Source organism: Streptomyces sp. 4N124, assembly GCF_052245395.1.
Taxonomy (GTDB): domain Bacteria; phylum Actinomycetota; class Actinomycetes; order Streptomycetales; family Streptomycetaceae; genus Streptomyces.
Genome location: NZ_JBQQBS010000002.1, coordinates 57,843 through 83,008 on the forward strand (window position 1 = coordinate 57,843; position 25,166 = coordinate 83,008).

General features: G+C 70.5%; 23 protein-coding genes and 1 riboswitch. Of the genes, 12 read left to right on the top strand and 11 right to left on the bottom strand.

What is annotated here, in order from left to right:
- The first annotated feature begins 116 nt into the window (after positions 1 to 116).
- Positions 117 to 2,156: a HelD family protein gene (locus ACTWQO_RS02220; RefSeq protein ID WP_443235477.1), complete on the top strand. Its 2,040-nt coding sequence runs from the start codon at positions 117 to 119 to the stop codon at positions 2,154 to 2,156.
- Positions 2,157 to 2,235: 79 nt separating this feature from the next.
- On the opposite strand, the gene ACTWQO_RS02225 is transcribed toward ACTWQO_RS02220, so the two are convergent.
- Both ACTWQO_RS02225 and ACTWQO_RS02230 read right to left on the bottom strand, forming a co-directional pair.
- A complete protein-coding gene (locus tag ACTWQO_RS02225) occupies positions 2,236 to 2,928 on the bottom strand; it encodes a copper homeostasis protein CutC (protein ID WP_443235478.1) in 693 nt (230 codons plus the stop codon).
- Between the two features lie 91 nt (positions 2,929 to 3,019).
- Positions 3,020 to 3,685: a maleylpyruvate isomerase family mycothiol-dependent enzyme gene (locus tag ACTWQO_RS02230; protein WP_443235479.1), complete on the bottom strand. Its 666-nt coding sequence runs from the start codon at positions 3,683 to 3,685 to the stop codon at positions 3,020 to 3,022.
- Between the two features lie 48 nt (positions 3,686 to 3,733).
- Between ACTWQO_RS02230 and ACTWQO_RS02235 the strand changes: the two genes are divergently transcribed.
- Entirely contained in the window at positions 3,734 to 4,396 is a 663-nt protein-coding gene (locus ACTWQO_RS02235; RefSeq protein WP_443235480.1) for an HD domain-containing protein, read from the top strand.
- Positions 4,397 to 4,406: 10 nt separating this feature from the next.
- Positions 4,407 to 5,474, top strand: coding sequence for a GNAT family N-acetyltransferase (locus ACTWQO_RS02240; protein ID WP_443235481.1), 1,068 nt, complete (start codon positions 4,407 to 4,409; stop codon positions 5,472 to 5,474).
- On the opposite strand, the gene ACTWQO_RS02245 is transcribed toward ACTWQO_RS02240, so the two are convergent.
- On the bottom strand, positions 5,456 to 5,734 hold the full coding sequence (locus tag ACTWQO_RS02245; RefSeq protein WP_443235743.1) for a DUF4031 domain-containing protein: 279 nt from the start codon (positions 5,732 to 5,734) through the stop codon (positions 5,456 to 5,458). The genes ACTWQO_RS02240 and ACTWQO_RS02245 overlap by 19 nt on opposite strands.
- Positions 5,731 to 6,135, bottom strand: a complete 405-nt coding sequence (locus tag ACTWQO_RS02250) for a hypothetical protein (RefSeq protein WP_443235482.1) — start codon at positions 6,133 to 6,135, stop codon at positions 5,731 to 5,733. Before ACTWQO_RS02250 ends, ACTWQO_RS02245 begins: the two co-directional genes overlap by 4 nt.
- Positions 6,136 to 6,190: 55 nt before the next feature.
- On the opposite strand from ACTWQO_RS02250, the gene ACTWQO_RS02255 reads away from it, so the two are divergent.
- The 4 genes from ACTWQO_RS02255 to ACTWQO_RS02270 are packed head-to-tail and all read left to right on the top strand — an operon-like array spanning position 6,191 to position 10,364.
- Positions 6,191 to 7,123, top strand: coding sequence for a MurR/RpiR family transcriptional regulator (locus ACTWQO_RS02255; protein WP_443235483.1), 933 nt, complete (start codon positions 6,191 to 6,193; stop codon positions 7,121 to 7,123).
- A gap of 54 nt (positions 7,124 to 7,177) precedes the next feature.
- Entirely contained in the window at positions 7,178 to 8,113 is a 936-nt protein-coding gene (gene murQ / locus ACTWQO_RS02260; protein ID WP_443235484.1) for an N-acetylmuramic acid 6-phosphate etherase, read from the top strand.
- Positions 8,114 to 8,129: 16 nt separating this feature from the next.
- Positions 8,130 to 9,515, top strand: coding sequence for a PTS transporter subunit EIIC (locus tag ACTWQO_RS02265; protein WP_443235485.1), 1,386 nt, complete (start codon positions 8,130 to 8,132; stop codon positions 9,513 to 9,515).
- Positions 9,516 to 9,524: 9 nt separating this feature from the next.
- Complete coding sequence (locus ACTWQO_RS02270; protein ID WP_443235486.1) at positions 9,525 to 10,364, top strand: aldo/keto reductase; 840 nt, start codon at positions 9,525 to 9,527, stop codon at positions 10,362 to 10,364.
- A gap of 7 nt (positions 10,365 to 10,371) precedes the next feature.
- Here ACTWQO_RS02270 and ACTWQO_RS02275 read toward each other — a convergent pair whose 3' ends face one another.
- Positions 10,372 to 11,889 carry an FAD-dependent monooxygenase gene (locus ACTWQO_RS02275; protein WP_443235487.1) on the bottom strand — a complete coding sequence of 506 codons (1,518 nt, stop codon included), beginning with the start codon at positions 11,887 to 11,889 and terminating at the stop codon, positions 10,372 to 10,374.
- Positions 11,890 to 11,939: 50 nt separating this feature from the next.
- Entirely contained in the window at positions 11,940 to 13,154 is a 1,215-nt protein-coding gene (locus ACTWQO_RS02280) for an SGNH/GDSL hydrolase family protein (protein ID WP_443235488.1), read from the bottom strand.
- A gap of 246 nt (positions 13,155 to 13,400) precedes the next feature.
- On the opposite strand from ACTWQO_RS02280, the gene ACTWQO_RS02285 reads away from it, so the two are divergent.
- The 4 genes from ACTWQO_RS02285 to ACTWQO_RS02300 all read left to right on the top strand — a co-directional run bounded on the left by ACTWQO_RS02285 (position 13,401) and on the right by ACTWQO_RS02300 (position 17,976).
- Positions 13,401 to 16,661 carry a BTAD domain-containing putative transcriptional regulator gene (locus ACTWQO_RS02285; RefSeq protein ID WP_443235489.1) on the top strand — a complete coding sequence of 1,087 codons (3,261 nt, stop codon included), beginning with the start codon at positions 13,401 to 13,403 and terminating at the stop codon, positions 16,659 to 16,661.
- A gap of 183 nt (positions 16,662 to 16,844) precedes the next feature.
- Positions 16,845 to 17,120: a type II toxin-antitoxin system Phd/YefM family antitoxin gene (locus tag ACTWQO_RS02290; RefSeq protein WP_328362377.1), complete on the top strand. Its 276-nt coding sequence runs from the start codon at positions 16,845 to 16,847 to the stop codon at positions 17,118 to 17,120.
- Positions 17,117 to 17,368: a type II toxin-antitoxin system RelE family toxin gene (locus ACTWQO_RS02295; RefSeq protein ID WP_328362374.1), complete on the top strand. Its 252-nt coding sequence runs from the start codon at positions 17,117 to 17,119 to the stop codon at positions 17,366 to 17,368. The genes ACTWQO_RS02290 and ACTWQO_RS02295 overlap by 4 nt, the downstream gene beginning before the upstream one ends.
- Positions 17,369 to 17,403: 35 nt before the next feature.
- Positions 17,404 to 17,976, top strand: coding sequence for a hypothetical protein (locus ACTWQO_RS02300; RefSeq protein WP_443235490.1), 573 nt, complete (start codon positions 17,404 to 17,406; stop codon positions 17,974 to 17,976).
- A 12-nt stretch (positions 17,977 to 17,988) separates the two neighbouring features.
- Here the strand turns inward: ACTWQO_RS02300 and ACTWQO_RS02305 are convergent, their stop codons facing one another.
- From ACTWQO_RS02305 to thrC, 5 genes are all read right to left on the bottom strand, one after another.
- Complete coding sequence (locus ACTWQO_RS02305; RefSeq protein WP_443235491.1) at positions 17,989 to 19,470, bottom strand: MFS transporter; 1,482 nt, start codon at positions 19,468 to 19,470, stop codon at positions 17,989 to 17,991.
- Positions 19,471 to 19,638: 168 nt separating this feature from the next.
- The gene (gene groL / locus ACTWQO_RS02310) at positions 19,639 to 21,267 is read right to left on the bottom strand and encodes a chaperonin GroEL (RefSeq protein WP_443235492.1); all 1,629 of its coding nucleotides are present in this window, start codon (positions 21,265 to 21,267) and stop codon (positions 19,639 to 19,641) included.
- Positions 21,268 to 21,587: 320 nt separating this feature from the next.
- A complete protein-coding gene (locus ACTWQO_RS02315; protein WP_019057200.1) occupies positions 21,588 to 21,794 on the bottom strand; it encodes a cold-shock protein in 207 nt (68 codons plus the stop codon).
- A 408-nt stretch (positions 21,795 to 22,202) separates the two neighbouring features.
- Positions 22,203 to 22,478, bottom strand: a complete 276-nt coding sequence (locus tag ACTWQO_RS02320) for a MoaD/ThiS family protein (protein WP_210577855.1) — start codon at positions 22,476 to 22,478, stop codon at positions 22,203 to 22,205.
- Between the two features lie 99 nt (positions 22,479 to 22,577).
- Positions 22,578 to 23,861 carry a threonine synthase gene (gene thrC, locus ACTWQO_RS02325; protein ID WP_443235493.1) on the bottom strand — a complete coding sequence of 428 codons (1,284 nt, stop codon included), beginning with the start codon at positions 23,859 to 23,861 and terminating at the stop codon, positions 22,578 to 22,580.
- 18 nt (positions 23,862 to 23,879) lie between these two features.
- Positions 23,880 to 24,037, bottom strand: a riboswitch (SAM riboswitch).
- Positions 24,038 to 24,206: 169 nt separating this feature from the next.
- On the opposite strand from thrC, the gene ACTWQO_RS02330 reads away from it, so the two are divergent.
- Positions 24,207 to 25,151 (top strand): glucosyl-3-phosphoglycerate synthase, encoded by a 945-nt coding sequence (locus ACTWQO_RS02330; protein WP_443235494.1) that lies wholly within the window; start codon positions 24,207 to 24,209, stop codon positions 25,149 to 25,151.
- Positions 25,152 to 25,166 lie beyond the last annotated feature (15 nt).

The window sequence follows — 25,166 nt, forward strand, 5'->3', positions numbered from 1 at the left end:
GCGACCGACGCAACGCACGGGAACCCGACGGCTCGTGGCCCGGAAAAACCGTTGGCATCCATCTCCCACGGCGACCTAGAATCTCCGCTCTTGTCTGGATCCAACGGAGGCACCCCTTGTCCACGCCGTCGTCCGCCGATCCCCTCTCCCGAGAGCGCTCCCATCTCGCCTCCTCCCGTGCCGCCCTGCGCGCCATGCGCGAGGACGTCGAGTCCCTCGACATCAGCGACGTCACCGCGAACTGGGTCAACGCCGAAGTCCTCGCCCACCAGATCGACGAGCGGATCAAGGCCCTCGCCGACCTCAGCGACACCCCGCTGTTCTTCGGCCGGCTCGACTACCTGCACGCACCGGGCGCGGACCAGGCCGAAGGGGCGGAAGGCGAGCGCTTCTACATCGGGCGGCGGCATGTGCACGACCACGACGGCGACCCGATGGTGATCGACTGGCGTGCGCCGGTGTCCCAGCCCTTCTACCGGGCCTCGAAGAAGGCCCCGATGGACGTCGCGCTGCGCCGCCGCTTCGGGTACACGGGCGGCGACCTGACCGCGTACGAGGACGAGCACCTCTCCGACCCGTCGGAGGCCGCGCGGACGAGCAAGCTGCTCCAGCAGGAGATCGAGCGCCCGCGCGTCGGGCCGATGCGGGACATCGTGGCGACGATCCAGCCGGAGCAGGACGAGATCGTGCGCAGCGGGCTGGGCGGGACCGTGTGTGTGCAGGGAGGTCCCGGGACCGGGAAGACGGCCGTGGGCCTGCACCGGGTCGCGTATCTGCTGTACGCCCACCGTGAGCGACTCGCCCGCACCGGCACGCTCGTCATCGGGCCGAACAAGTCCTTCCTGCACTACATCGAGCAAGTACTCCCCGCGCTGGGCGAGTTGACGGTCCGGCAGGCGACGGTCGACGACCTCGTGGCGCACGTGGAGGTGCGGGGCACGGACGACGCGGCAGCAGCGGTGATCAAGGGGGACGCGAGGATGGCGGAGGTGCTGCGGCGCGCCGTCCGCTCCCATGTGACCATGCCCACCGAGCCGGTCGTCGTCGTGCGCGGCTCGCGTCGCTGGCGGGTCCCGGCGTACGAACTCGAAGGCATCGTCCAGGAGTTGCTCGACCGCGACATCCGGTACGGCGCCGCCCGCGAGGCCCTGCCGCAGCGGATCGCGCACGCGGTGCTGGTGCAGATGGAACGCTCCGGAGAGGCGCCGGACGACCGGGTGCAGGACGCCGTCGCCCGCAACGCCGCGGTGAAGGCGGCGGTGAAGGCGATCTGGCCGCCGGTCGACCCGGCGAAGCTCGTGCTGCGGCTGCTGACGGACGCGGACTTTCTCGCTGTGCACGCGGGAGGGGTCCTCAGCGAGGACGAGCAGAAGAGGATCCTGTGGGCGAAGCCGGTGCGGTCGGTGAAGGCCGCCAAGTGGGCTGCCGCGGACGCCGTGTTGATCGACGAGGCGACGGATCTGGTGCAGCGTACGCATTCGCTGGGGCATGTGGTTCTCGACGAGGCGCAGGATCTCTCGCCCATGCAGTACCGCGCGGTCGGGCGGCGGTGCACCACCGGTTCGGCGACGGTCCTCGGGGATCTGGCGCAGGGTACGACGCCCTGGGCTACGCGGAGTTGGGACGAGGCGCTGGCCCACCTGGGGAAGACGGACGCGGTTGTCGAGGAGCTGACGGCCGGTTTCCGTGTGCCGACGGATGTGATCACGTACGCGTCCCGGCTGCTGCCGCATATTGCGCCAGGGCTGACGCCGGTGGCATCGGTGCGGGAGAATCCGGGGTTCTTCGAGGTCCGTGCGGTGGCCGAGGCGGGGGAAGTGGTGGCCGCGTGTGAGGAGTTGCTGCGGAATGAGGGGTCTACGGGGCTGATCACCGCCGATGCGCGGATCGCTGCGCTGGCGGAGGCGTTGGTGGCGGCGGGGATCGGTTTTCTGGCCCCCGGTGAGGAGACGACGCAGGAGACCCGGCTTACCCTCGTTCCTGCCTCGCTCGCGAAGGGGCTTGAGTACGACTACGTGGTCCTCGACGAGCCGCAGGCGGTGGTTGATGGGGAGCCGGATGAGCGGACGGGGTTGCGGCGGCTGTACGTGGCCCTCACTCGGGCCGTCTCGGGGTTGATCGTGACGCATGCGGCGGGGTTGCCGGCGCAACTGTGATTGCCACATGAGGTTGTGTGGCGAGTGCGGGTGAGTGGGGGCTGGTCGCGCAGTTCCCCGCGCCCCTAGGGAGTTCGAGTCAGCCTTGGTCCAAGACCCGACGCCACTCCAGTACCGCGTCCGCCGACACTGGGGACGTCCAGCCCTCCGGCCTCGCTGCCCCTCCGATGTGGAAGGCATCGATACCTGCGGCTCGCAACCGCGGTACGTGATCCAGCCGTAGGCCCCCGCCCACCAGGATCTGCTGCTCGTACCCCGGCTCCCCTCGCCGCCCCGCCTCCGCGAGCAGCGTCGAGAGGCCGTCGTCCACGCCGTCCGCTGATCCGGCTGTCAGGTAGGTGTCGAGTCCGGGCAGGTCGGCGGCCTGTTTGCGGAGGGCGTCGCGGTCGGCCGCGTGGTCGATGGCGCGGTGGAAGGTCCATCGGCAGCCGTTCAGTTCGGCCACCACTCGCTCCACCGCGTCCAGGTCGACGCCTCCGTGGGTGTCCAGGAATCCGAGCACGAACTGGTCGGCCCCCGCGCCGCGCAGGTCCCGCGCCACCTCCGCCAAGCGTCCGACGTCCTCCGCCGCGAATCCGTCCGCGAGCCGCAGCATCACGCGCAGGTCGATGTCGACGGCGGCGCGGATCGCGGTGAAGGTCTTGGTCGGCGGGGTGAGGCCGTCCGCTGCCATGTCGGTGACCAGTTCGAGGCGATCCGCGCCTCCGGCCTGGGCGGCGAGGGCGTCCTCGGCGTCGAGGGCGATCACCTCCAGGACTGCACGCTTGCTCATGGGACCCCATTCCTCGGCGGCTCGGGACGGCTAGGAGGTCTAGTCCAATGCCAGCCTACCCGGGAAGGCCGAGGTCGCGGGAAGATCGCCGTCAGCCGAAGATGTTGAGCTCGGCCTCCTTCACGCCCGCCAGCTCGTACGACGCCCCTGCCGTCGTACGCCCCGAGTACAGCCGTACGAGCGTGGCGGCGTCCCCGATGAACCGTGCGGGTGTCCGCGTCCCCGACACATCGCCCAGCCGCACCGGCTCGTCGACGTCGTCGAGGTCGGCGTGCAACGGCACCTGGCCCCGATCCCGGGTCACCGCGGCCAGCAGCGTGAGTGCGTACGGCAGTCCGGCTCCGGCGTAGGCTCCGGGCTCGCCCCACGCCTCGCGTACGTCCCCGGCGTGCACCCACTCGCCGAGTGCGATCCCGTCGAAGACGCCGCCCGCCGCGGCGATCACGGGCCCCGCGTCGGTCATCCCGCGCTCCAGCTCGTCGACGACACGCGCGTTCGTCCAGTCGGCGCGCTCGGCGATGTCCCGGTCGTTGGCCTCGGGCGAGAACACGTCCTTCTCGAACCGGCTCTCCACGACCCGCAGCAAGGCGGCCGAACAGTGGGCCAGCACATCCCGCACGCTCCAGCCGGGGCAGGCGCCGACAGGCGTGGCGAAATCCGTGTCCGGTCGCTCGCGCAACAGCGGAATCAGCGCGTCGCGCTCGGTGATCAGCAGCCGTCCGGGCAGTTCGGGGTCACGTACCTCAGCAGAAGTCATGCCTCACACGCTAGGGCGCGTGGCCCACGTCACGGGAGAATGGCGCACATGCCCGACCTCGAAGCCCTCGCCGCCCGCTTCACCGACGCCCTGCGGGCGGCCCGCGCCCCGGTGGACTCGCCCGACCCGGCGCCGTACGCCGACGATCTGCTCACCCGCTGGCAGGAACCCCAGCGCCGTTATCACACGCTCACGCACCTCACCGCGGTCCTCGACCACATCGACGTGCTGGAGAAGCACGCGGAGGACCCGGACGTCGTACGCCTGGCCGCGTGGTTCCACGACGCGGTGTACCTGCCCGACCGGTCCGAGAACGAGGAGCGGTCGGCCCGGCTCGCCGAGCGGGCGCTGCCCGAGGCCGGTCTGTCCGCCGCGAAGACCGCGGAGGTCGCCCGGCTGGTCCGGCTCACCGTCACCCACGCCCCGGCCGGTGACGACCGCGACGGGCAGGTGCTGTGCGACGCCGACCTGGCGATCCTCGCGTCGCCGCCGTCGGCGTACGCCGCCTACACCGCGTCCGTCCGCGAGGAGTACCACTTCGTCCCCAACGACGCCTTCCGCGAAGGCCGTTCAGCAATCCTGCGCCAGCTCCTCGACCTGCCCCGTCTGTTCCACACACCGCATGGGGAGAGGGAGTGGGAGGCGACGGCGCGCTACAACCTGCGGTCGGAGCTGGAAATGCTGTCGCTCGGCCGACCGCCGTCGGCCTAGTCTGCGCGGCATGCGGAACACGGGTGGGGATCAGGTACAGGAAGCCGTTGCGGGCTGCGTCGCTCTCCTGCGGACGGCCACGGACCGGGACTGGGAAGGGGCGAAGGCGGGTCGGCTGAGCTGGAGTTGCCGCGACACCGCGTTCCATGTCGCCGAGGATCTGATCGCGTACGCGGGCCAGCTCGCCGGACGCGCGCAGGACCGGTACGTCCCGTTCGAGATCGTGCCCGAGGAGGGCATCGACAACGAGGGCGTCCTGGACGTGATCGAGGCGACCGGCGCGCTGTTCACGGCCACCCTGCGCAGCACCCCCCGCGAGGTGCGCGCGTTCCACCCGTACCCCTTCCGCAGCGCCAACCGCGACGGCTTCGCGGCGATGGGGATCGCGGAGGTGCTCCTGCACACGCATGACATCGCCGAGGGACTCGGCCTGTCGTACGAACCACCCGCCGGGCTCTGTGAGTCCGTCCTCACCACGATCTTCCCGGACGTCCGCCCCGGCCCCGCCCCCTGGCCCACCCTGCTGTGGGCCACCGGCCGCGGCGACCTGCCCGGCCGCGCACCCGTCACCCAGTGGCGCTGGCACAACAACCTGGTCCTCCCCACCGACCGCCTCACCCTTGAGGGCGTCACCCCGGCGGCAGCCGCCGACCTGCACACGGGCGGCGACGGCGGGTTCGAGTGGGTCGACGGCGAGCCGTTCGAGGGCACCCGCGTGGCCTCCGGGCTGCTGATGAAGGCGTACGAAGAGGGAGCGCTGCGGCCGGAGTTCGGGGTGTTCGTGCTGGTGCGACGGGAGGACGGGGGTGCTGTCGGTGCCATGGGGTTTCATGCGGCGCCGGACGGCGAGGGACTGGTGGAGATCGGCTACGACCTGGTCGAGGGCGGCCGCGGTCATGGCTACGCCACGGAGGCGCTGCGCGCCCTGTCGGCGTGGGCCCTGGCCCGGGACGACGTCCGGCGGATCCTCGCGAAGGTCGAGCCCGACAACCGGCCGTCGCAGGGTGTCGTGACCCGCGCCGGATTCAAAAGGGTCGGTGAGGACGAGGAGTTGTTCGTCTACGAGCTGCGCGGCTGATCCCGGCCCTTCGCCCGCCGCAACCCCGCCCCCGTCAGCAGCCGCACCACCTCCCGGCTGCTGACCTCCACCGCCCCGGCGGCCACCACGTCCGCGTAACGATGCGACGGGATGTCGTAGTGATCCCGCTCGAAGGCACGCCGGGGCACGCCCAAGCCCTCGGCGAACGTGTGGAGTTCGTCGTACGAGACGTCGCTGACGAGGTGGGACCACATCCGGCCGTGGCCGGGCCAGGTGGGCGGGTCGATGTAGAGCGTCACGACGAGGCGGTCCCGCCGGTGCACGAACCGAGCGTGCCGACGGAGGCGACTTTCACGCCCGCCTTGTGGCACACCCAGTGCGGGTCGGGCCCGAGTTCCGGTTCGACGTCGAGGGCGTGCGGGTCGCCGGAGCCGCAGACGGGGCACAGGGGCCAGCGGCCGTACCGCTCCAGCAGCGCGTCCTGGACGTCCTGGGCGATCAGCCCGGCCACGAACGCGGCTCCCTCCGGCCACTGCTCCACCCACCAGCGCCGCTGTACGACGGACTCCTCGACCAGCGACACCACGTCCGCCTCGGCGACATCGCCCGCGACCAGGTCGGCGAGCACGAGGGCGCGTGCCGCGTGCAACGCCTGCTCCAGGGGGCTGACAGGGGAGTCGGGGGAGTCGGTGGGGTCCATGTCTCCATTGTGCGCACTCTTGACCACCGCACCGAGCCGAAAATATCTTTCAAGAGTGACCCAGGAAGTGAAGGAAATTTTCGGCACCGGCACCGGACCTGGCGGTGCGCCACCCGCGCCCGCCGCTCTCGCGGCCAAGGTGCGCACCCTCGCCCCCTCGATGACCCGTTCCATGCAGCGCGTCGCCGAAGCCGTCGCCCACGACCCGGCCGGCTGCGCCGCCCTCACGGTCACCGGACTCGCCGAACTCACCGGCACCAGCGAGGCGACCGTCGTCCGCACCGCCCGTCTCCTCGGCTACCCCGGCTACCGGGATCTGCGCCTCGCCCTCGCCGGCCTCGCCGCACAGCAGCAGTCCGGGCGCGCCCCCGCGCTCACCACCGACATCGCCGTCGACGACCCGATCGCCGACGTGGTCGCCAAGCTCGCCTACGACGAGCAGCAGACCCTCGCGGACACGGCGGCCGGGCTGGACACGGTGCAGTTGGGGGCGGCCGTATCCGCGCTGGCCTCCGCGCGCCGGGCCGATGTGTACGGGGTCGGGGCGTCCGGGCTGGTGGCGCAGGACCTCACCCAGAAGCTGCTGCGGATAGGGCTGATAGCCCACGCGCACAGCGATCCGCACCTCGCCGTGACGAACGCGGTGCAGCTCCGCGGGGGTGATGTGGCGATCGCGATCACGCACTCCGGGTCCACGGGGGACGTCATCGAGCCGCTCAGGGTCGCGTTCGAGCACGGGGCCACGACGATCGCGATCACGGGGCGGCCGGACGGGCCGGTGTCGCAGTACGCGGATCATGTGCTGACGACGTCCACGGCCCGGGAGAGTGAATTGCGGCCCGCCGCGATGTCGTCCCGCACGAGTCAGCTCCTCGTCGTGGACTGCCTGTTCATCGGGGTCGCGCAGCGGACGTACGAAACGGCCGCGCCCGCGTTGTCGGCGTCTTATGAGGCGCTGGCGCACCGGCATCGGAACGGTTCGCGGTAGACGTAAGTCCGCCCCTGATCCTTGAGTGACCCTGAGTGAAAGAGCCGCCGCCTCATGACCTCCGCCTCTCCTCAGCGCGACGTCCGTGCCGAGTTGGAATCGCTGACCACGGAAGCCTTCCGGCCCGAACTCTCCGAGATCGATCAGCTGCCGACCCTTGAGATCGCCCGGCTGATGAACGGCGAGGACGCGACCGTCCCGACCGCCGTCGCCGCGAAACTCCCGCAGATCGCCGCCGCCATCGATGCCGTGGCCGAGCGGATGGCCCGCGGCGGCCGGCTCCTTAACGCCGGCGCAGGCACCGCCGGCCGCCTCGGTGTCCTGGACGCCTCCGAGTGCCCGCCCACCTTCAACACCGATCCCTCCCAGGTCGTGGGCCTGATCGCGGGCGGCCCCGAGGCCATGGCCACCTCCGTCGAGGGTGCCGAGGACTCCGCCGAGCTGGCGAGACGGGACCTCGACGGACTCGGCCTGACCGCCCTCGACACGGTCGTCGGCGTCTCCGCCTCGGGCCGCACGCCGTACGCCGTCGGCGCCGTGGAGCACGCCCGGCAGCTGGGTGCGCTGACCGTCGGCCTGGCGTGCAACGCGGACAGCGCGCTCGCGGCGGCTGCCGATCACGGCATCGAGATCGTCGTGGGGCCGGAGTTGGTGACCGGATCCACCCGCCTCAAGGCGGGCACGGCGCAGAAGCTCGTGCTCAACATGCTGTCGACGATCACGATGATCCGGCTGGGCAAGACGTACGGGAACCTGATGGTCGACGTACGCGCCTCCAACGAGAAGCTGCGCGCCCGCTCCCGCCGTATCGTCGCCCTCGCCACCGGCGCCTCGGACGAGGAGATCGAGGCCGCGCTCGCGGGCACGGACGGCGAGGTGAAGAACGCGATCCTGACCATCCTCACCGGCGTCGACGGCCCGACGGCCGCCCGCCTTCTGGAGGAGTCCGGCGGCCATCTGCGTGCCGCGCTGGCGGCGGCGAGGGGCTAGCCCGCACGCTCACCGCATGCACACCCCGCACACCCCCGCGACCACGGCCGCCGCCCTCCTCCCCCTGGTCGGCGGCCCCGCGAACATCACCTCCGTCGCCCACTGCATGACCCGCCTCCGCCTGGGCCTCGCCGACCGCACCCTGGTCGACGACGAAGCCGTACGGGCCGTGCCCGGCGTCCTGGGCGTGGTCGCCGACGACGACACGTACCAGATCGTGCTGGGGCCGGGGGTGGTGGCGAGGGTGACGCCGGAGTTCGAGGCGCTGGTGACGCCGGCCGCTCAACTGGCCTCGCACGGAGTGCAGTTGCGAGAGGATCAACGTCAGCGCAACGCGACCCCGCTCAAACAGACCCTCCGTCGCATCGCGAACATCTTCGTCCCCCTCATCCCCGCCCTCATCGGCTGCGGCATCCTCGCGGGCGTCAACGGCCTGCTGCTGAACGCCGGTTGGCTGCCCGGCCTCACCCCCGCCCTCGCCGCCATCGCCTCCGCGTTCATGGCCCTGATCGCGGTCTTCGTCGGCTACAACACGGCGAAGGAGTTCGGCGGCACTCCGGTGCTGGGCGGGGCGGTGGCGGCGATCGTCGTGTATCCCGGGGTGGCGAAGGTGACGGCGTTCGGGGTCACCCTCGCTCCCGGCCAGGGCGGGGTGCTGGGCGCGCTGGCGGCGGCGCTGCTGGGGACGTACATCGAGAAGTGGTGCCGCACCCGCATCCCCGAGACCCTCGACGTCCTCCTCACCCCGACCCTGACCGTCCTCGTCTCCGGCCTGGCCACGCTCTACGGCCTCATGTACGCGGCCGGCGAGATCTCCACCGCCGTCGGCACCGCCGCGAACTGGCTCCTCACGACGACCGGCGCGCTCGCCGGCCTGATCCTGGGCGGCCTCTTCCTCCCCCTGGTCATGCTGGGCCTCCACCAGGCCCTGATCCCCGTCCACATGACGCTGATCGACCAGCAGGGCCACACCACCCTGCTCCCCATCCTCGCCATGGCCGGCGCGGGCCAGGTCGGCGCGGCACTCGCGGTGTACGTCCGGCTGCGCCACGACACCTCCATCCGTACGACGATCAAGTCGGCCCTCCCGGCAGGGCTGTTGGGCGTCGGGGAACCACTGATCTACGGCGTCTCCCTCCCCCTGGGCCGCCCCTTCCTGACCGCCTGCGCGGGCGGAGCGGCGGGCGGCGGCTTCGTGGGCCTGTTCGCGATGCTCGGGGAGCGGGTGGGGGCGACGGCGATCGGCCCGTCGGGCTGGGCACTGTTTCCGCTGCTGGCGGGGGACGGGGGGTGGGCGGTGCCGGTGGCGGTGTATGCGGGTGGGCTGGTGACGGGGTATGGGGTGGGGTTCGCGGCGACGTATCTCTTCGGGGGCCTGACGCGCATCGCCGAGCCCGGATAGCGTGGGCGCATGGCAGCCGCAGCGATGACCACATTTCAGATCGGCGGCGACCTGGAGGTGGGGCGCCTCGGATTCGGGGCGATGCACCTGCCCACCGAACCCGCGGATGCGCGCACCGCCGCCATCGCGGTCGCGCGACGAGCCGTCGAACTCGGCGTCACCCTGATCGACACGGCGCACATGTACGGCTGGGGCGCGAACGAGGAGCTGCTGGCCGAGGCCCTGCACCCGTACCCCGATGACCTCCTCGTCGCCACGAAGGTCGGCATCTCCCGGGTCGACGGCGAGTGGCGGCAGGACGCCAGCCCCGCCGGGCTGCGGGCGGGCGTCGACGCGGCCCTGCGCCGCCTCCGCCTCGACCGCATCGATCTCCTCCAACTGCACCGCATCGACCCGGAGATCCCGGTGGCCGACCAGGTCGGCACGCTCGGCGAGCTGGTGACGGAGGGCAAGGTCGGCCGGATCGGCCTGTCCGAAGTCACCGTCGCCGAACTCACCGAAGCACGCACCGTCGCCGACATCGCCGGCGTCCAGAACCGCTACAACCTGCTCGACCGCGAGTACGAGCCCGTCCTCGAAGCCTGCGAGGCAGCGGGCATCGCCTTCCTGCCCTGGCGCCCGGTCGCCCACGGCACATCGGGCACGACCGCCGAGATCGCCGCCGTAGCGTCCGAGACCGGCGGCACGGCAACACAGGTGATGCTGGCCTGGCTCCTCGCGCACTCGCCGGTGATGTTGCCGATTCCGGGGACGGCGAACGTGGCTCACCTGGAGGAGAACGTGGCGGCGGCGGGTCTGGAGCTCACGGCGGAGCAGGTGGCGCGCTTGGACAAGCTCTGCCCCTTGTGAACGGCGGTCAGAGGGTGGTGGCGCCGAGCCAGCGTTCGGCGGCGCGTTCGAAGGCTGTGAGGTCGGGGTCGTGGTCGTCGGCCCAGGCGATGACGCCGTCAGGGCGGATGAGCAGGGCGCCGCACCCGAGGTCGTTGACGACGGGGGCCGCGACGTACCGGATCAGGTCGGCGTGGCCGACGTGCCCGCCATGGAGCCGTTGGTCGGCGGTGAAGTCGAGGACGAGGCTGCCGCCTTCCTTCATGAAGTCGCTGAGGTGCTTGCCGTCGGTGAAGCGGAAGTCGGGGGCGTTGCGTCCGACCAAGGGATGCGTGCTGCCGAGGTCGTAGCGGGTGGAAGCCCCTGACGTCCGGTTGTAGACGTAGGTCACTCCGTCCGGGGTGTTCAGCAGATCGCGGACCAGGGTCTGGATGGCCTGGGCATGCGGGTCGGGCTGCATGACCGCACTCTGCGCGCGCGTCCACTCCAGGGTGTGGGCACCGACCGGGTGGCGCTCCTGGGTGTAGGTGTCGAGCAGTTCGTCGGGGGCGTACCCGTATACGGTCGCGGCGAGCTTCCAGCCCAGGTTGATGGCGTCGCCGATGCCGGTGTTGAGTCCCTGGGCGCCCAGCGGCGAGTGGATGTGGGCGGCGTCTCCCGCGAGCAGGACGCGGCCCTGGCGGTAGGAGTCGGTCTGCATCGCCCGGTCGGTGAACGTCGACGCGAGGTGGATGTCGTCGAGGGTGACGTCGGTGCCCGACACGCGGCGCAGCACGGACTGCAGGTGCTGGAGGGTCGGCTGCCGGGTGCGGTCGTAGGCGCCGCCGTCGCAGTCGAGCATGCCGATGTGGCCGGGGGTGGGCATCCGCAGGTACATGCCGGTCGGGGTGAGGTTGAATCCGGGCCGCAGGGGGTTGGGCTCGGCGACGGTGGCGAGCATGGTGTAGCCGGTGAACAGGGGTTCGGTGCCGGTGAACGCGAAGCCTGCCAGGCCGCGTACGGTGCTGCGGCCGCCGTCGCAGCCGACGAGCCAGCGCGCCTGGTACTCCTGGTCGCCGGCCTGCACGGTGACACTGTCGGCGTCTTGGCGCAGGGCCGAGACCCGGGCGCCGCGCAGGATCTTCACGCCGAGCTTGGCGGCCTGCTCGGCGAGCACGCTCTCGACTGCTTCGAGACTGGTCATGATGCCTTCCAGCACCGGGCTGGGCAGCCTGTAGGCGAGGGCGTCGGCGTCGATGTCGGCCGGGTCGAGCATCATGCCGGCGAAGTGCGCCACGCTGCGCGGCGCGGGGGCCACCTCCAGGTCGGCGTCCGCGCCGGCGTACTGGTCGGCGCCGGAGGCGCGCAGCAGCCCCGGCAGCATGCCACGACGGTGGAACACCTCGACCGAGGTCGGGGAGAGGCCGCGCATGCCCAGCGGCATGGCCTTCCACTCGGTGGGCTCCGCTTCCTGCTCGAGGACCAGGACATCGCAGCCGGCGAGGCCGAGCTCGCAGGCCAGCAGCAGTCCGACGGGGCCCGCGCCCGCTATCACGACGTCATGCATGAGACGTTCCCTTCGCTGTTTCGGTCGTTCTCGATCAGTGGTGGGTGGGCTCACCGGAACAGCGTCAGGTCGATGGAGTCGCCCAGCGCCCGGCAGCCCGCGTCGCTGCCGTGCAGGTGGTCACCGGCGTGGAAGCCGTCCCTGATCCGGCTCGGGTGGGCGGGGTCGCTCCAGACGGCGTCGAAGTCCATGACCGCGTCGAAAGCGCCGCTGGTGCGGATCCACTCATTGACCTGCCGGCGCACTCGCTCGCCCTCCGGCGTGAAGATCTCGTCGCCCTCGTAGGGGGTGAGCGTGGCGGCCAGGACGTGCACGCCGCGGGCGTGGGCCCGGGCGATGAGCTGTCGGTAGCCCGCGATGAGGTCTTCCGCTGTCACCGGGGCGCCGGGGAACATGGCGAGGAAGTCCGGCGAGGGGCCGGTGCCGTCCTTCGGGGCGTAGGAGACGCCGATGTCGCCGAGGCCGATGGCCAGGACGACGTGGCCCAGCCCCGGCGTGGCCAGTACGTCGCGGTCGAAGCGGGCCAGGACCGCGTCGCCCAGACCGTCGTTCAGCATCCGGTTGCCGCTGATGCCCTGGTTGGACACACACACGGTGCGCCCGTCGTCCGTTTCGGCCAGGCGCTCGGCCAGGCGGTCGGTCCAGCGCCGGTTGGTGTCCGGGGTGGTGCCGGAGCAGTCGGTGTTGGAGTCGCCGATGATCGCGATGGTCGTGGCCGGGCCGTCGGCGAGCACGTCGATCGCCGAGATGAGGGCCTGCAGGGGCAGTGACTCGGCGTCGGCGGGCAGGGTGAGCGCGTCGACACGGTTGCCCGGCATGGTCCATGCGGTCTGCACGCCCATGGCGTGGCAGGTGGCGCTCTTGACCGCCTCGGGCAGGTACAGGCTGACGGACAGCTCCGACAGGACGGGCAGGGGCAGGTCGATCGGGTCGCTGAGCATCGGGGCGCCGGTCGGGATGGTCACGGCCGGCCGGCCGTCGAAGGTGAGCACGCGCTCACTTCCCGGGCGGATCCCGCCGTCGGGGGTGGCGAGGGCGACCTGGGCCGCGCCGATGGACAGGGGGGCGGTGCCGTACTCGTTGGTGAGGCGCAGGCGGATCTGCCGGCCGCCACCGCTGATGCGCACCACCTGGCGCAGGGTCGTGTCGGCGAACGAGGGCAGGGGGCCGAATGCCCCGATCGGCGCGTGGGGCGAGGTGCCCCAGGTCCGGACCCAGCCGCAGTCCGCCGTGCTGCTGGTCGTGGTGCCGGTGGTCCCGGTCATCGGGAGCCTCCTCTTTCCGGGTACGCGAGTCTTCCGTGTACGCGAGTCGCGATGTCGCCGGCGGCGCTCGTCGTGTCCGCCGCGGTGCTCGAAGACTGGCGCGATCCGCTCACAGGAGGCGCACACCGTGCTGACACGGGACCGGGCGGATCGGCCACCAGGACGATCAGGGCTGTCAGCGGCATGGTGCGGCATGGTGTGGTGTTCGAATTTGGCATCGGCGTGCGCTCGCGCAAGGATCAGCCCATGGATGGGGATGCGCGGCTTCGCATCACGTTGCTCGGCGCATTCCAGGCGTCGCGTGGTGACCGTGTGCTGCCCGTTCCCGGGGCTCGGCTCCGGCAACTAGTCGTGCGCCTGGCGCTCACCGGGGGCCGCCCGGTCGGGCAGCAGACCCTCATCGACGCGATCTGGCCCGAGGACCCTCCGTCCGGACCCGCCCACGCCTTGCAGGCGCTCGTGTCGCGGCTGCGCAAGGCGCTCGGCGCCGCCGACTCGGTCACGCAGGCCGCAGGCGGATACCGGCTGGACGTGGCCGCCACCGACGTGGACGTGCTGCGCTTCGAGCAGCTCACCGCGGCCGGCCGGGAACGCCTGCGCGCGGGCGACCCGCACGGTGCGACAGCCTGCCTCGGTGCAGCCGTGGCCCTGTGGGACGGGCATCCGGGCTCCGAGCCCCTCACCGTCGCCGCCGTGGAGCCCTCCGCGGCGGCCCGGCTGGCCCAGGCGTCCCTCGACGCCGTCGCCGACCTCGCCGAAGCCGAGCTGGCGGTGGGAAACGCCGCTCACGCCGCCACGCTCCTGACCGGCCTCCTGTCCGCACAGCCCCTGCACGAGCGGGCCCTCGCCACCCTCATGGACGCTCTCGCGGCCCAGGGACGCCAGGCCGAGGCCCTGGCCCGGTACGAACAGTTCCGCGCGGCCCTGGCCGACGCGCTCGGCGTCGACCCCGGCCAAGCCCTGCGCGAGCGCCACCTCGACCTGCTACGCACCCAGCAGCCGCCCTCCCCCGCCACCAAGCAGCCCGCACCGACACCGAAGAACCCCGGTAATCTCCCCGCGCCGCTGACCAGCTTCATCGGCCGCGACGAGGACCTGGCCCGGATCGACGCCCTGCTCGCAGCCGGCCGGCTGGTCACCGTCCTCGGCCCCGGCGGCGCGGGCAAGACCCGCCTGGCCATCGAAGCCGCCCGCCGCCGGCGCCACACCTACCGCGACGGGGCCTGGCTCATCGACCTCGCCTCAGTCACCGAACCGGACAAGGCCGGCGGAGCCCTGCTCATCGCCCTCGGCCTGCGCGGCTCCGCACTGTTCGACGCGACGGCCCGGCTGCGCGGCGACCTCGTGGACGAAATCGACGTACTGGCCGACCAGCTCGACGGCCGCGAAAGCCTCCTCGTCATCGACAACTGCGAACATGTCATCGACGCCGTGGCGCATCTGATCTCCGCGCTGCTGTCCCGGTGCCCCGGCCTCCAGGTGCTGGCCACCAGCCGCGAACCCCTCGCCATCGACGGGGAGGCACTGGTACCCATCGGCTCCCTGGACCAGCCCGCGCCCGACGCCGACGCCCCCGAGGCACGCCGAACGCCCTCGGTACGCCTGTTCACCGAACGGGCCGCCGCCGTGCGCCCCGGCTTCCACGTCGACGCACACAACCTCGCCGACGTGCTGCGCATCGTGCGCAGCCTCGACGGCCTGCCCCTCGCTCTCGAACTGGCGGCGGCACGCCTGCGCACCCTCTCCCTGACCGACCTGGCCGGCGGCCTGTCCGACCGGTTCAGGCTGCTCAACAGCGGCAGCCGCACCGCGTCCGCCCGCCACCGCACCCTGCGCGGCGTCATCGCCTGGAGCTGGGACCTCCTCTCCGCCGACGCACGCACCGTCGCCGAACGCATCGCCGTCCTGCCCGGCGGCGTCACCCCCGCATCGGCCGCCGCCGTCTGCACCGGGACCAGCGTTCCCGTGCGCACCGTCCCCGACCTGCTCGCCGACCTGGTCGCCCGCTCCCTGCTGCAGCTCGACCCCGACACCGGCCGGTACCGCATGCTGGAGACGATCCGCGAGTACGGCCTGGAAAACCTGGCCGCGCAGTCCACCCTGACCAGCGCACGGGACCTGGCCGCCCACTACAGCGCCGACCTGGTGGTCCACTACGACCCGCTGACCCGCGGCCCCCAGCAGCTCCACGCCCTGCACACCCTGCGCGCCGAGCACGACAACGTGATCGCCGCCCTGCGCCACCTCTGCGACACCCAGCGCGCCGACGCCGCGATCGCTCTCGCCGTCGACCTGACCTGGTACTGGCAGATCCGCGGCCGCCACGACGAGGCCACCTTCTGGCTGGAGCGGACTGCCGCCCTGCCGGCGCGGCATCCGGACGCCCGGCGCGACATCGTCCAGGCGATGCTCCAGCTCAACTCCCACACCAGCCGAAGCGCCTTGTTCAACGACCTCGCCACCGGCGAAAGCCAGGAACTGCGGCCCCTCACCCGCCGCCTGCTCTCCCACCCGAAGCTCCCCGGATTCGCAGGCGAGCTGACCACCGTAAAACTCGCCCTCCTGCACCGAACCGGCGACAGCGCCGCCCTCCTCGATCGCCTCATCGACGGGCCGGACCTCTGGCTGGCCGGCTACACCCGCATCTCGCGCGCCCACGTCGCCGAGAACCAGGGCGACCTCGACCAGGCACGCAGCGACGTCTCAGCAGCCCTGGACTGCTTCACCCGCGTCGGCGACCACTGGGCGCAGGCCACCGCACTTCCCCTGCGCTCGCTGCTGCGCCAGTACGACGGCGAACTCGACGCCGCCCTCGACGACTTGAAAGAAGCCGAACGGCTGGCAGGAGAGTTCGGGGCGCTCAGCCTCAGCGACGAAATCTTCCTCGGCCTGCGTCAGTTCGATCTCCTGGTCCGCCTCGGCCGAACCGCACAGGCCACCGAGATCCTCACCGCCACCCGGCACCGCGCACTGCGCTCAGCCTCCCCCGACCTGGCCCGCCTGCTCGATGCCCGCGAAGCCCTCCTGCACCTACAGGCCGGAGACCTGGACCGCGCGGGCCGGCTCATCGACGCCGCCGAATCCGGCCTTCCCGATCAGGCACCGCACGGAGGCGAACACGGTCAGGCACTGATGGCGACGGTACGGGCCGAACTCTGCCTCAAGCGCGCCGACGGGTCCGCGGCCGCCCGCGCTCTGCGCCGGGCATACACAGCGGCAGTCCACAGCCACGACCTCCCGGTCGTGGCGATGGTGGCAGTGACCGTGGCCGGCCTCGCCGAACTGCGAGGGCAGCACCGTGATGCGGCCGTCGTCCTCGGCGCAGCCGCACGCCTGCGCGGCGCACACGACCCCACCGATCCCCACATCCGGGCAGTGCGCACGCGCACCCGGTCCGTGCTCGGCGACGCCGCCTTCACCACGGCCTATACGGCGGGATGGCAACTGGACGCACCGACGGCCCTGAAGCGCGTCGATCCAGCGACGGCCTCCCGGGCCAGGGCGTGATCGCTCCGCGCGCCTCTGCCCGCCTCCGCAGTCCGTGCCCACGCGGCCGGGATCCGCGCCGCGATCTCCCGATGCTCTGCACCGAAATATTGAAGGACTATGCCCAGTGACATCCGCGCGGATCAGCGCAGAAGCAGTCTCATGGACACACCGCACACACTCGCAGGTGTGTACAGTTTCAGTATGGACACGTACGCGCTTGTGGAAGCCCGCAACCAGCTCGGCCAGCTGGTCGGCCGGGTCCGGCACGGCCAGGAGCACATCCTGATCACCGAGTACGGCAAGCCTGCCGCCGCTCTCATCCCGATAAGCGAACTGGAAGAGCTCCAGCGCCTGCGCGACGAGGCAGACATCGCCGAAGCACGAGCCCGTGAAGCGGCTCCATCCGGTCCATCGATGCTCCACGACGAGTTCATGGCGCAACTGGAGACCGAGGACCGCCAAGAGGCCGCTTCATGACGTATGCCGTGGTGTGGGAGAACCACGCCATGAACGAGTTCCGGCGGCTCCGCACCGCCGACCCCGTGGGCGCCAAGGCGACTGCCGCAGCGGTACGCGCACTCGCCGACGACCCTCGCCCGGAGGCGGCCCGCGCCCTGGGCGGCTCCGGCTACTACCGGCTGCACGTTGGACAGTGGCGTGTGCTGTACCGACCGGACGACGACACCGTCACCGTCCACGTACTGAAGGTGGGCCGCAGCACCTGACCGCGGCCACCCGAAGCGACCGGAGCCACCCCTGTATGAACCACGCCCAGCGAACCGCCCTAGGCCGCGCCCTCCGTCTCCTCGGCGAGCACGGTGAGGCGCTCACCAGCGACACCCCCGACGCGCGCCTCCACGAGGTGAAGGCCGACCTCCGCCGTGCCCTGGACCTCCTCGAAGAGGGCGTCACCGGCGCCGCCCCCACCACCCGCTGCGCCGAGCACCCCACGGGGCCGGTCGACGAGAGCGCGCCCGACCTGTGCCTGCTCTGCGAGACCAGGCGCCGCGCCGCCCGCCGTTCCGAGATCAACGGGCCGGCGCCCCAGTTCTCCCAGCCCGGCTCCCCCGCCCCCTCCCGGTACGGCGTCCGCGACGACCGTCCGCAGCCGCAGCAGCGCTGGCTCCCGGAGATGTGGAACGGCCAGGTCTGGCAGCTGTGCGGCACCCCGCGCCGCGACCGGCGCGAGGCCGAGCTGTATCTCGCCGCCCAGCGACGCGGACCGCGCCCGGCCATGGCGTACCGGCTGGTGCACGAGTTCACCGACTACGAGGTGCTGCGCGTGTGGGGCACGCCGGTGCACGTCGACATCGAGCCGCTCGGGAACCTCTGAACACCGGCGGCCCTACGACTTCACCGCCGTCTCCGCTCCCGCCGGCTCCGACGCCGCCCGCGCCGCCCCCACCCCCGCCGGCTGCTGACGCGGGATCAGCGAGGCCACCGCGAAGGCCAGCAGCGCCGCCCCGGCGCCCACTGCCAGGACGACCTTGAAGCCGTTCTGGGACGGGAGGGCGTAGCCGCCGAAGTCCGTCGTCATCTGGGCCAGGATCACCCCGGCGATGGCGCTCGCCGTCGACGTACCGATGGACCGCATCAGGGTGTTGAGGCTGTTCGCGGCGGCCGTCTCCGACGCCGGCACGGCGGCCATGATGAGCGCGGGCATCGAGCCGTAGGTGAAGCCGATACCGGCGCCGATGACGCAGGACACCAGGACGAAGTGCCAGACCTCCGTCATCAGGGCGATGTTGAGGAGGTAGCCGGCGGCCACGATCAGGGCACCGATCATCAGCGTGACCTTCGGGCCACGGGCCTTGGACACCGCGGCGGAGACCGGCGCCGTCGCCATCATGACCAGGCCGGACGGCGCCATGACCAGACCGGCGATCAGCATGGACTTGCCCAGGCCGTACCCGGTCTGCGCGGGCAGCTGGAGCAGCTGCGGCAGGACCAGGGACATCGCGAACATCGCGAAGCCGACGGCGATCGAGGCGAGATTGGTGACGAGGACCTGACGGCGGGCGGTGGTGCGCAGGTCGACCAGCGGCTGCTCGGTACGCAGCTCCCACCAGCCCCACAGCAGCAGGATGACGACGGACGCGACGAGCAGACCGATCGTGGTGGCGCTGCCCCAGCCCCAGTCCGCGCCCTTGGAGATCGCCAGCAGCAGACAGACCAGGCCCGCCGCCATGCCGAGACCGCCCACCAGATCGAAGCGTCCGCCGGTGCGCACCTTCGACTCCGGTACGAGCGCCAGCATCAGGCCGAGTGCTACGACGCCCAGTGCGGCCGACGTCCAGAACAGGACGTGCCAGTCGAAGTTGTCGGCGATGAGCGCGGCGGTGGGCAGTCCGAGGGCGCCGCCGACGCCGAGGGAGGCGCTCATCATGGCGGTGGCGGAGCCGAGCCGCTCGGCGGGGAGTTCGTCCCGCATGATGCTGATGCCGAGCGGGATCACACCGGAGGCCAGGCCCTGGAGGACCCGGCCGATGATCATCGGGACCAGGGACTCACTCAGCGCGCAGACCACCGAACCGGCTATCAGCATCACGACACTGATCAGCAGCATCCGCCGCTTGCCGAACATGTCACCGAGCCGGCCGACGACCGGCGTCGCCACGGCCGCGGCGAGCAGCGTCGCCGTCACCGCCCACGCGGTGTCCGACGCGGGGGCGTCGAGCAGCTTGGGCAGCTCCGGGACGATCGGGATGACCAGGGTCTGCATCAGCGATACGACGATTCCGGCGAAGGCCAGCACCGCCACCACGGCGTTCGGCCTCGGCGGGGCGGAGCCTGCCGCCTCGGCGGGACGGGCAAGGGCGTCGGACATGACGGGGCCTCCGTAAGAGCGCTTGTAAGCTTGACCTAGGCAACCTTAAGTCAGTTGCTTGACTTAATCAAGCGCCGGAGGGATGCCGGAAACGCCCGAGGGCGGCACCCCCTGCGTGAACAGGGAGTGCCGCCCTCGGTCGAAGGACAGACGATCAACCGGAGTCGATCAGAAGTCCATGTCACCGCCCGGCATGCCGCCGCCGGCGCCGGCACCGGCCGCGGCCTTCTCCGGCTTGTCGGCGATGACGGCCTCGGTGGTGAGGAACAGCGCGGCGATGGAGGCGGCGTTCTGCAGAGCGGAACGGGTCACCTTCGCCGGGTCGATGATGCCTTCGGCGATCATGTCGACGTACTCACCGGTCGCGGCGTTCAGGCCGTGGCCGACGGGCAGGTTGCGCACCTTCTCGACGATGACACCACCCTCAAGACCACCGTTGACGGCGATCTGCTTGAGCGGGGCCTCCAGGGCGAGCTTCACGGCGTTGGCGCCGGTCAGCTCGTCACCCTCCAGGTCCAGCTTCTCGAAGACCGTGGAGGCCTGGAGCAGGGCCACGCCACCACCGGCGACGATGCCCTCCTCGACGGCCGCCTTCGCGTTGCGAACGGCGTCCTCGATGCGGTGCTTGCGCTCCTTGAGCTCGACCTCGGTGGCGGCACCGGCCTTGATGACGGCCACGCCGCCGGCCAGCTTCGCCAGACGCTCCTGGAGCTTCTCGCGGTCGTAGTCCGAGTCGCTGTTCTCGATCTCGGCGCGGATCTGGTTGACCCGGCCGGCGACCTGGTCGGCGGAGCCGGAGCCGTCGACGATGGTGGTCTCGTCCTTGGTGATGACGACCTTGCGGGCGCGGCCCAGGAGATCCAGGGTCGCGTTCTCCAGCTTGAGGCCGACCTCCTCGGAGATGACCTCGCCGCCCGTGAGGATGGCGATGTCGCCGAGCATGGCCTTACGACGGTCACCGAAGCCCGGAGCCTTGACGGCGACGGACTTGAAGGTGCCGCGGATCTTGTTGACGACCAGGGTCGACAGGGCCTCGCCCTCGACGTCCTCGGCGATGATCAGCAGCGGCTTGCCCGACTGCATGACCTTCTCCAGGAGCGGGAGCAGGTCCTTGACCGAGGAGATCTTGGAGTTGGCGATCAGGATGTACGGGTCGTCGAGGACGGCCTCCATACGCTCCATGTCGGTGGCGAAGTACGCCGAGATGTAGCCCTTGTCGAAGCGCATACCCTCGGTGAGCTCCAGCTCCAGACCGAAGGTCTGGGACTCCTCGACGGTGATGACGCCTTCCTTGCCGACCTTGTCCATCGCCTCGGCGATGAGCTCGCCGATCTGGGTGTCGGCTGCGGAGATGGAGGCCGTGGAGGCGATCTGCTCCTTGGTCTCCACGTCCTTGGCCTGCTCAAGGAGGGCACCGGAGACGGCCTCGACGGCCTTCTCGATACCGCGCTTGAGGGCCATCGGGTTGGCGCCGGCGGCTACGTTGCGCAGGCCCTCCTTGACCAGGGCCTGGGCGAGAACGGTCGCCGTGGTCGTACCGTCACCGGCGACGTCGTCCGTCTTCTTGGCGACTTCCTTGACCAGCTCGGCGCCGATCTTCTCGTACGGGTCCTCGAGCTCGATCTCCTTGGCGATGGAAACACCATCGTTGGTGATCGTGGGGGCGCCCCACTTCTTCTCGAGGACGACGTTCCGGCCCTTGGGGCCAAGGGTGACCTTGACGGCGTCGGCGAGCTGGTTCATCCCGCGCTCGAGACCGCGCCGTGCCTCCTCGTCGAACGCGATGATCTTGGCCATGTGAAGTGGTCCTCCCGGACTGGGGTGGATTGCTCCGGACCGCGCTGGCGCCCGCGACGGACGGCTCGCCTGCCTGTGGTTCCTTGCCCCACCCGGCCTGCGGGCCTCACCGACCCGGTCCTGGTTGTCACTCTCACCTTCAGAGTGCTAACGCCAATGATTAGCACTCGCCCATGCCGAGTGCAAGCGCTCCTCAGTGATCCTCAGGCGTGACAAGGGGTCCGGACATGCCGGAGGGCTCGCAACCCATGACTCCCCATGGGAAACGAGCCCTCCGAAGATGAACAGAAGAACGTCGCTGCAGTCAGTCGGCGCGTGCTTCAGCTGGTCGCGAGACGGACCATGTCCGCCTGCGGCCCCTTCTGGCCCTGCGAGATCTCGAAATCGACCCGCTGACCTTCTTCCAGGGTGCGGTAGCCGTCCATCTGAATCGCGCTGTAGTGGACGAATACATCCGCACCACCGTCGACCGCGATGAAGCCGTACCCCTTCTCCGCGTTGAACCACTTGACGGTGCCCTGAGCCATGCCTAACTCCCCTATTACTGGCCCTTGCACAGATCCACACTTCGCGGATCCGGGTCAGACCTCACCCCCCACGGTTGGGGGCGTGCGCCGGAACGCGTCGACCGCGGCTGAATGTATCTGTCCAACTGCCGTCTGCAACAGGTCAATCGGACGAGAAATCTGGGCGCGACCGGTCGGTGAAATGCGGAGAATTTGTGGAAATCCAGGGCAAGTCGGACCCAATAAAAGGAGCGAATGACGCAAAAAGCCCGCGTACTTTGGCTACTTCTTGTCGGCCGTGCGGGCGGAACTCATATGCGCCCGGCATGAAAGCCCGAGCAGGTTCCCCAACTGTACCGCGCTCAACCATAGAGAATGGCCCCCTCCGCTTCTCTCACGGAGGGGGCCATTCGATGAACAATGCGTGATTCAGCCGCCCGCGACCGCCGGAATGATCGAGACACCGGCCCCGTCCGGCGTCGCCGTCTCCAGCCCCTGCTCAAAACGGACGTCGTCGTCATTGACGTACACGTTGACGAACCGCCGCAGCTTGCCCTGGTCGTCGAGGATGCGGGCGGCGATGCCGGTGTGGTTCTTCTCCAGGTCGGAGATGACGTCGGCGAGGGTCGCACCCTCGGCGGAGACCTCAGCCGCACCGCCGGTGTAGGTGCGCAGGATGGTAGGGATGCGGACGCTTACGCTCATGACTTGAACCTCCGGTCAGTACAGCGCCCCTTCAGGGGCGCGGGGAACTGCGCGACCGGCCCCCACCGGCCCGCAGACGAAATCAATGGGGACGGGCCCCTAGCCGAGACCCGCTTCCCGGAACGAGTCCAGGCTGGGCCGAATCGTCGCAGTCAGCCCCGTGCCGGCAACCGCGTCAAGCGTCTTGAGACCATCACCGGTGTTGAGCACGACCGTGGTCTTGCTGGGGTCGAGGACGCCGTTCTCGATCAGCTTGCGCGCCACACCCACCGTGACACCGCCCGCGGTCTCCGCGAAGATGCCCTCGGTCCGCGCCAGCAACTTGATCGCGTCCACGACCTGCTCATCGTTCACATCCTCCACCGCACCGCCGGTACGGCGAGCAATGTCCAGGACATAAGGACCATCCGCCGGGTTGCCGATCGCCAGCGACTTGGCGATCGTGTTCGGCTTCTGGGGCCGGACGACGTCGTGGCCGCCCTTGAAGGCGACGGACACCGGGGAGCATCCCTCGGCCTGCGCGCCGAAGATCTTGTACGGCTTGTCCTCGACGAGACCGAGCTTGATCAGCTCCTGCAGACCCTTGTCGATCTTCGTGAGCTGCGAGCCGGAGGCGATCGGCACCACGAGCTGGTCGGGCAGCTGCCAGCCGAGCTGCTCGCAGATCTCGTACGCGAGGGTCTTGGAGCCCTCGGCGTAGTACGGCCGCAGGTTGACGTTGACGAAGCCCCAGCCCTCGCCGGCCGGGTCGCCGATCAGCTCGGAGCAGAAGCGGTTCACGTCGTCGTAGTTGCCCTCGATACCGACGAGCTCACCGCCGTAGACCGCGGCCATGACGACCTTGCCCTGCTCCAGGTCGTGCGGGATGAACACGCAGGAACGGAAGCCGGCGCGGGCTGCGGCGGCACCGACAGCACCGGCCAGGTTGCCCGTCGACGAGCAGGACAGCGTGGTGAAGCCGAAGGCGCGCGCCGCCTCCAGCGCCTGCGCCACCACCCGGTCCTTGAAGGAGTGCGTCGGGTTGCCGGAGTCGTCCTTGACGAAGAGCTTGCCGGCGTCGACACCCAGCTCGCGCGCGAGGTTGTCGGCCTTGACGAGCTTGGTCCAGCCCGGGTTGATGTTGGGCTTGTCTGCCACGTCCGCGGGGACGGGCAGCAGCGGTGCGTACCGCCAGATGTTCGCGGGTCCCGCCTCGATCTGCTTGCGGAGCTCTTCGGCGTCGTAGGCCGAGAAGTCGTAGGCGATCTCGAGCGGGCCGAAACACTCCTCGCACGCGAAGACCGGGCCGAGGGGTACTCGGTGACCGCATTCACGGCACGAGAGGGCCGCGGCGGGGCCGAGGTTCACGGTGTCGGTGGTGCTTGCAACTGTCTGCGCAGCCATGTGAGGCGAGGCCCTTTCTCCTCATCTTCCTCACGACGCATCTCGCCGTGAGACGGATTTGGCACCTTCCCTAGCCGGGAGCCTCGCGGAGAACGATCAACACTGATCTACGAGTACCGACTGGAGGGTTGCCGGGGCTTCAACGGGCCGTATCCCTCTGCCCCTCTGGATGAGCGGTATTCAGTTGTCATGCGGTTGTGGTCGCCAACGACCCCCGACATGCGATGGTCATCAGCGTTGTTCAAGACTGTAACCGAAGGCCAGGACAGTTGAGATAGTCGTCCGAACCGCGAGATGGATCACACACCTCTAGTCGTGATCCGCGACAGTGAGGAGCCGCTTACTGTGCTGGAAGAAGTCGAGCGCTGGTTGAGCGCACGCTCCTGGTCCCTGACCGATCGCCCGCTCCACAAGATCCTGGCCGCGAAACGCGCCACGGGACAGACCGTCAGTGTCGTGCTGCCCGCGCTCAACGAGGAGGAGACGGTCGGCGAGATCGTCGCCGTGATCCGTCACGACCTCATGCAGCAGGTCCCGCTCGTCGACGAGATCGTCGTCGTCGACTCGGGATCGACCGACCGCACCTCCGAGGTGGCCGCCGCCGCGGGCGCCCGGGTCGTCCACCGCGACGACATCCTGCCGCGCATCCCGGCCGTCCCCGGCAAGGGCGAGGTCCTGTGGCGCTCGCTCCTCGTCACCAGCGGCGACATCGTCTGCTTCATCGACGCGGACCTGAAGGAGTTCAAGTCGGACTTCGTCTCCGGCATCGTCGGCCCGCTGCTCACCGACCCGGAGGTCGACCTCGTCAAGGGGATGTACGACCGTCCGCTCGGCGGCGCCGCAGGCCAGGGCGGCCGGGTGACGGAGCTGATGGCCCGCCCGCTGCTCAACATGCACTGGCCGCAGCTGGCCGGATTCGTCCAGCCGCTGGGCGGCGAGTACGCGGCCCGCCGCTCCCTGCTGGAACAGCTCCCGTTCCCCGTCGGATACGGCGTGGAGCTGGGCATGCTGGTCGACGCCCTGCATCTGGTGGGCCTGGACGCCCTCGCCCAGGTCGACGTCGGCGTGCGCAAGCACCGGCACCAGGACGGCCAGGCCCTGGGCCGGATGTCGGCCGCGATCTACCGCACGGCCCAGCTGAGGCTGGCCCGCGGCCATCTGATCCGCCCCTCCCTCACCCAGTTCGAGCGGAGCGAGGACGGATTCGAACCCCGCACCTACTCCGTGGATACGGAAGAACGGCCTCCGATGGCCGACATCGCCGAGTACCAGTCCCGCAAAGCGGCATAAACGTGCGCGTGGCGT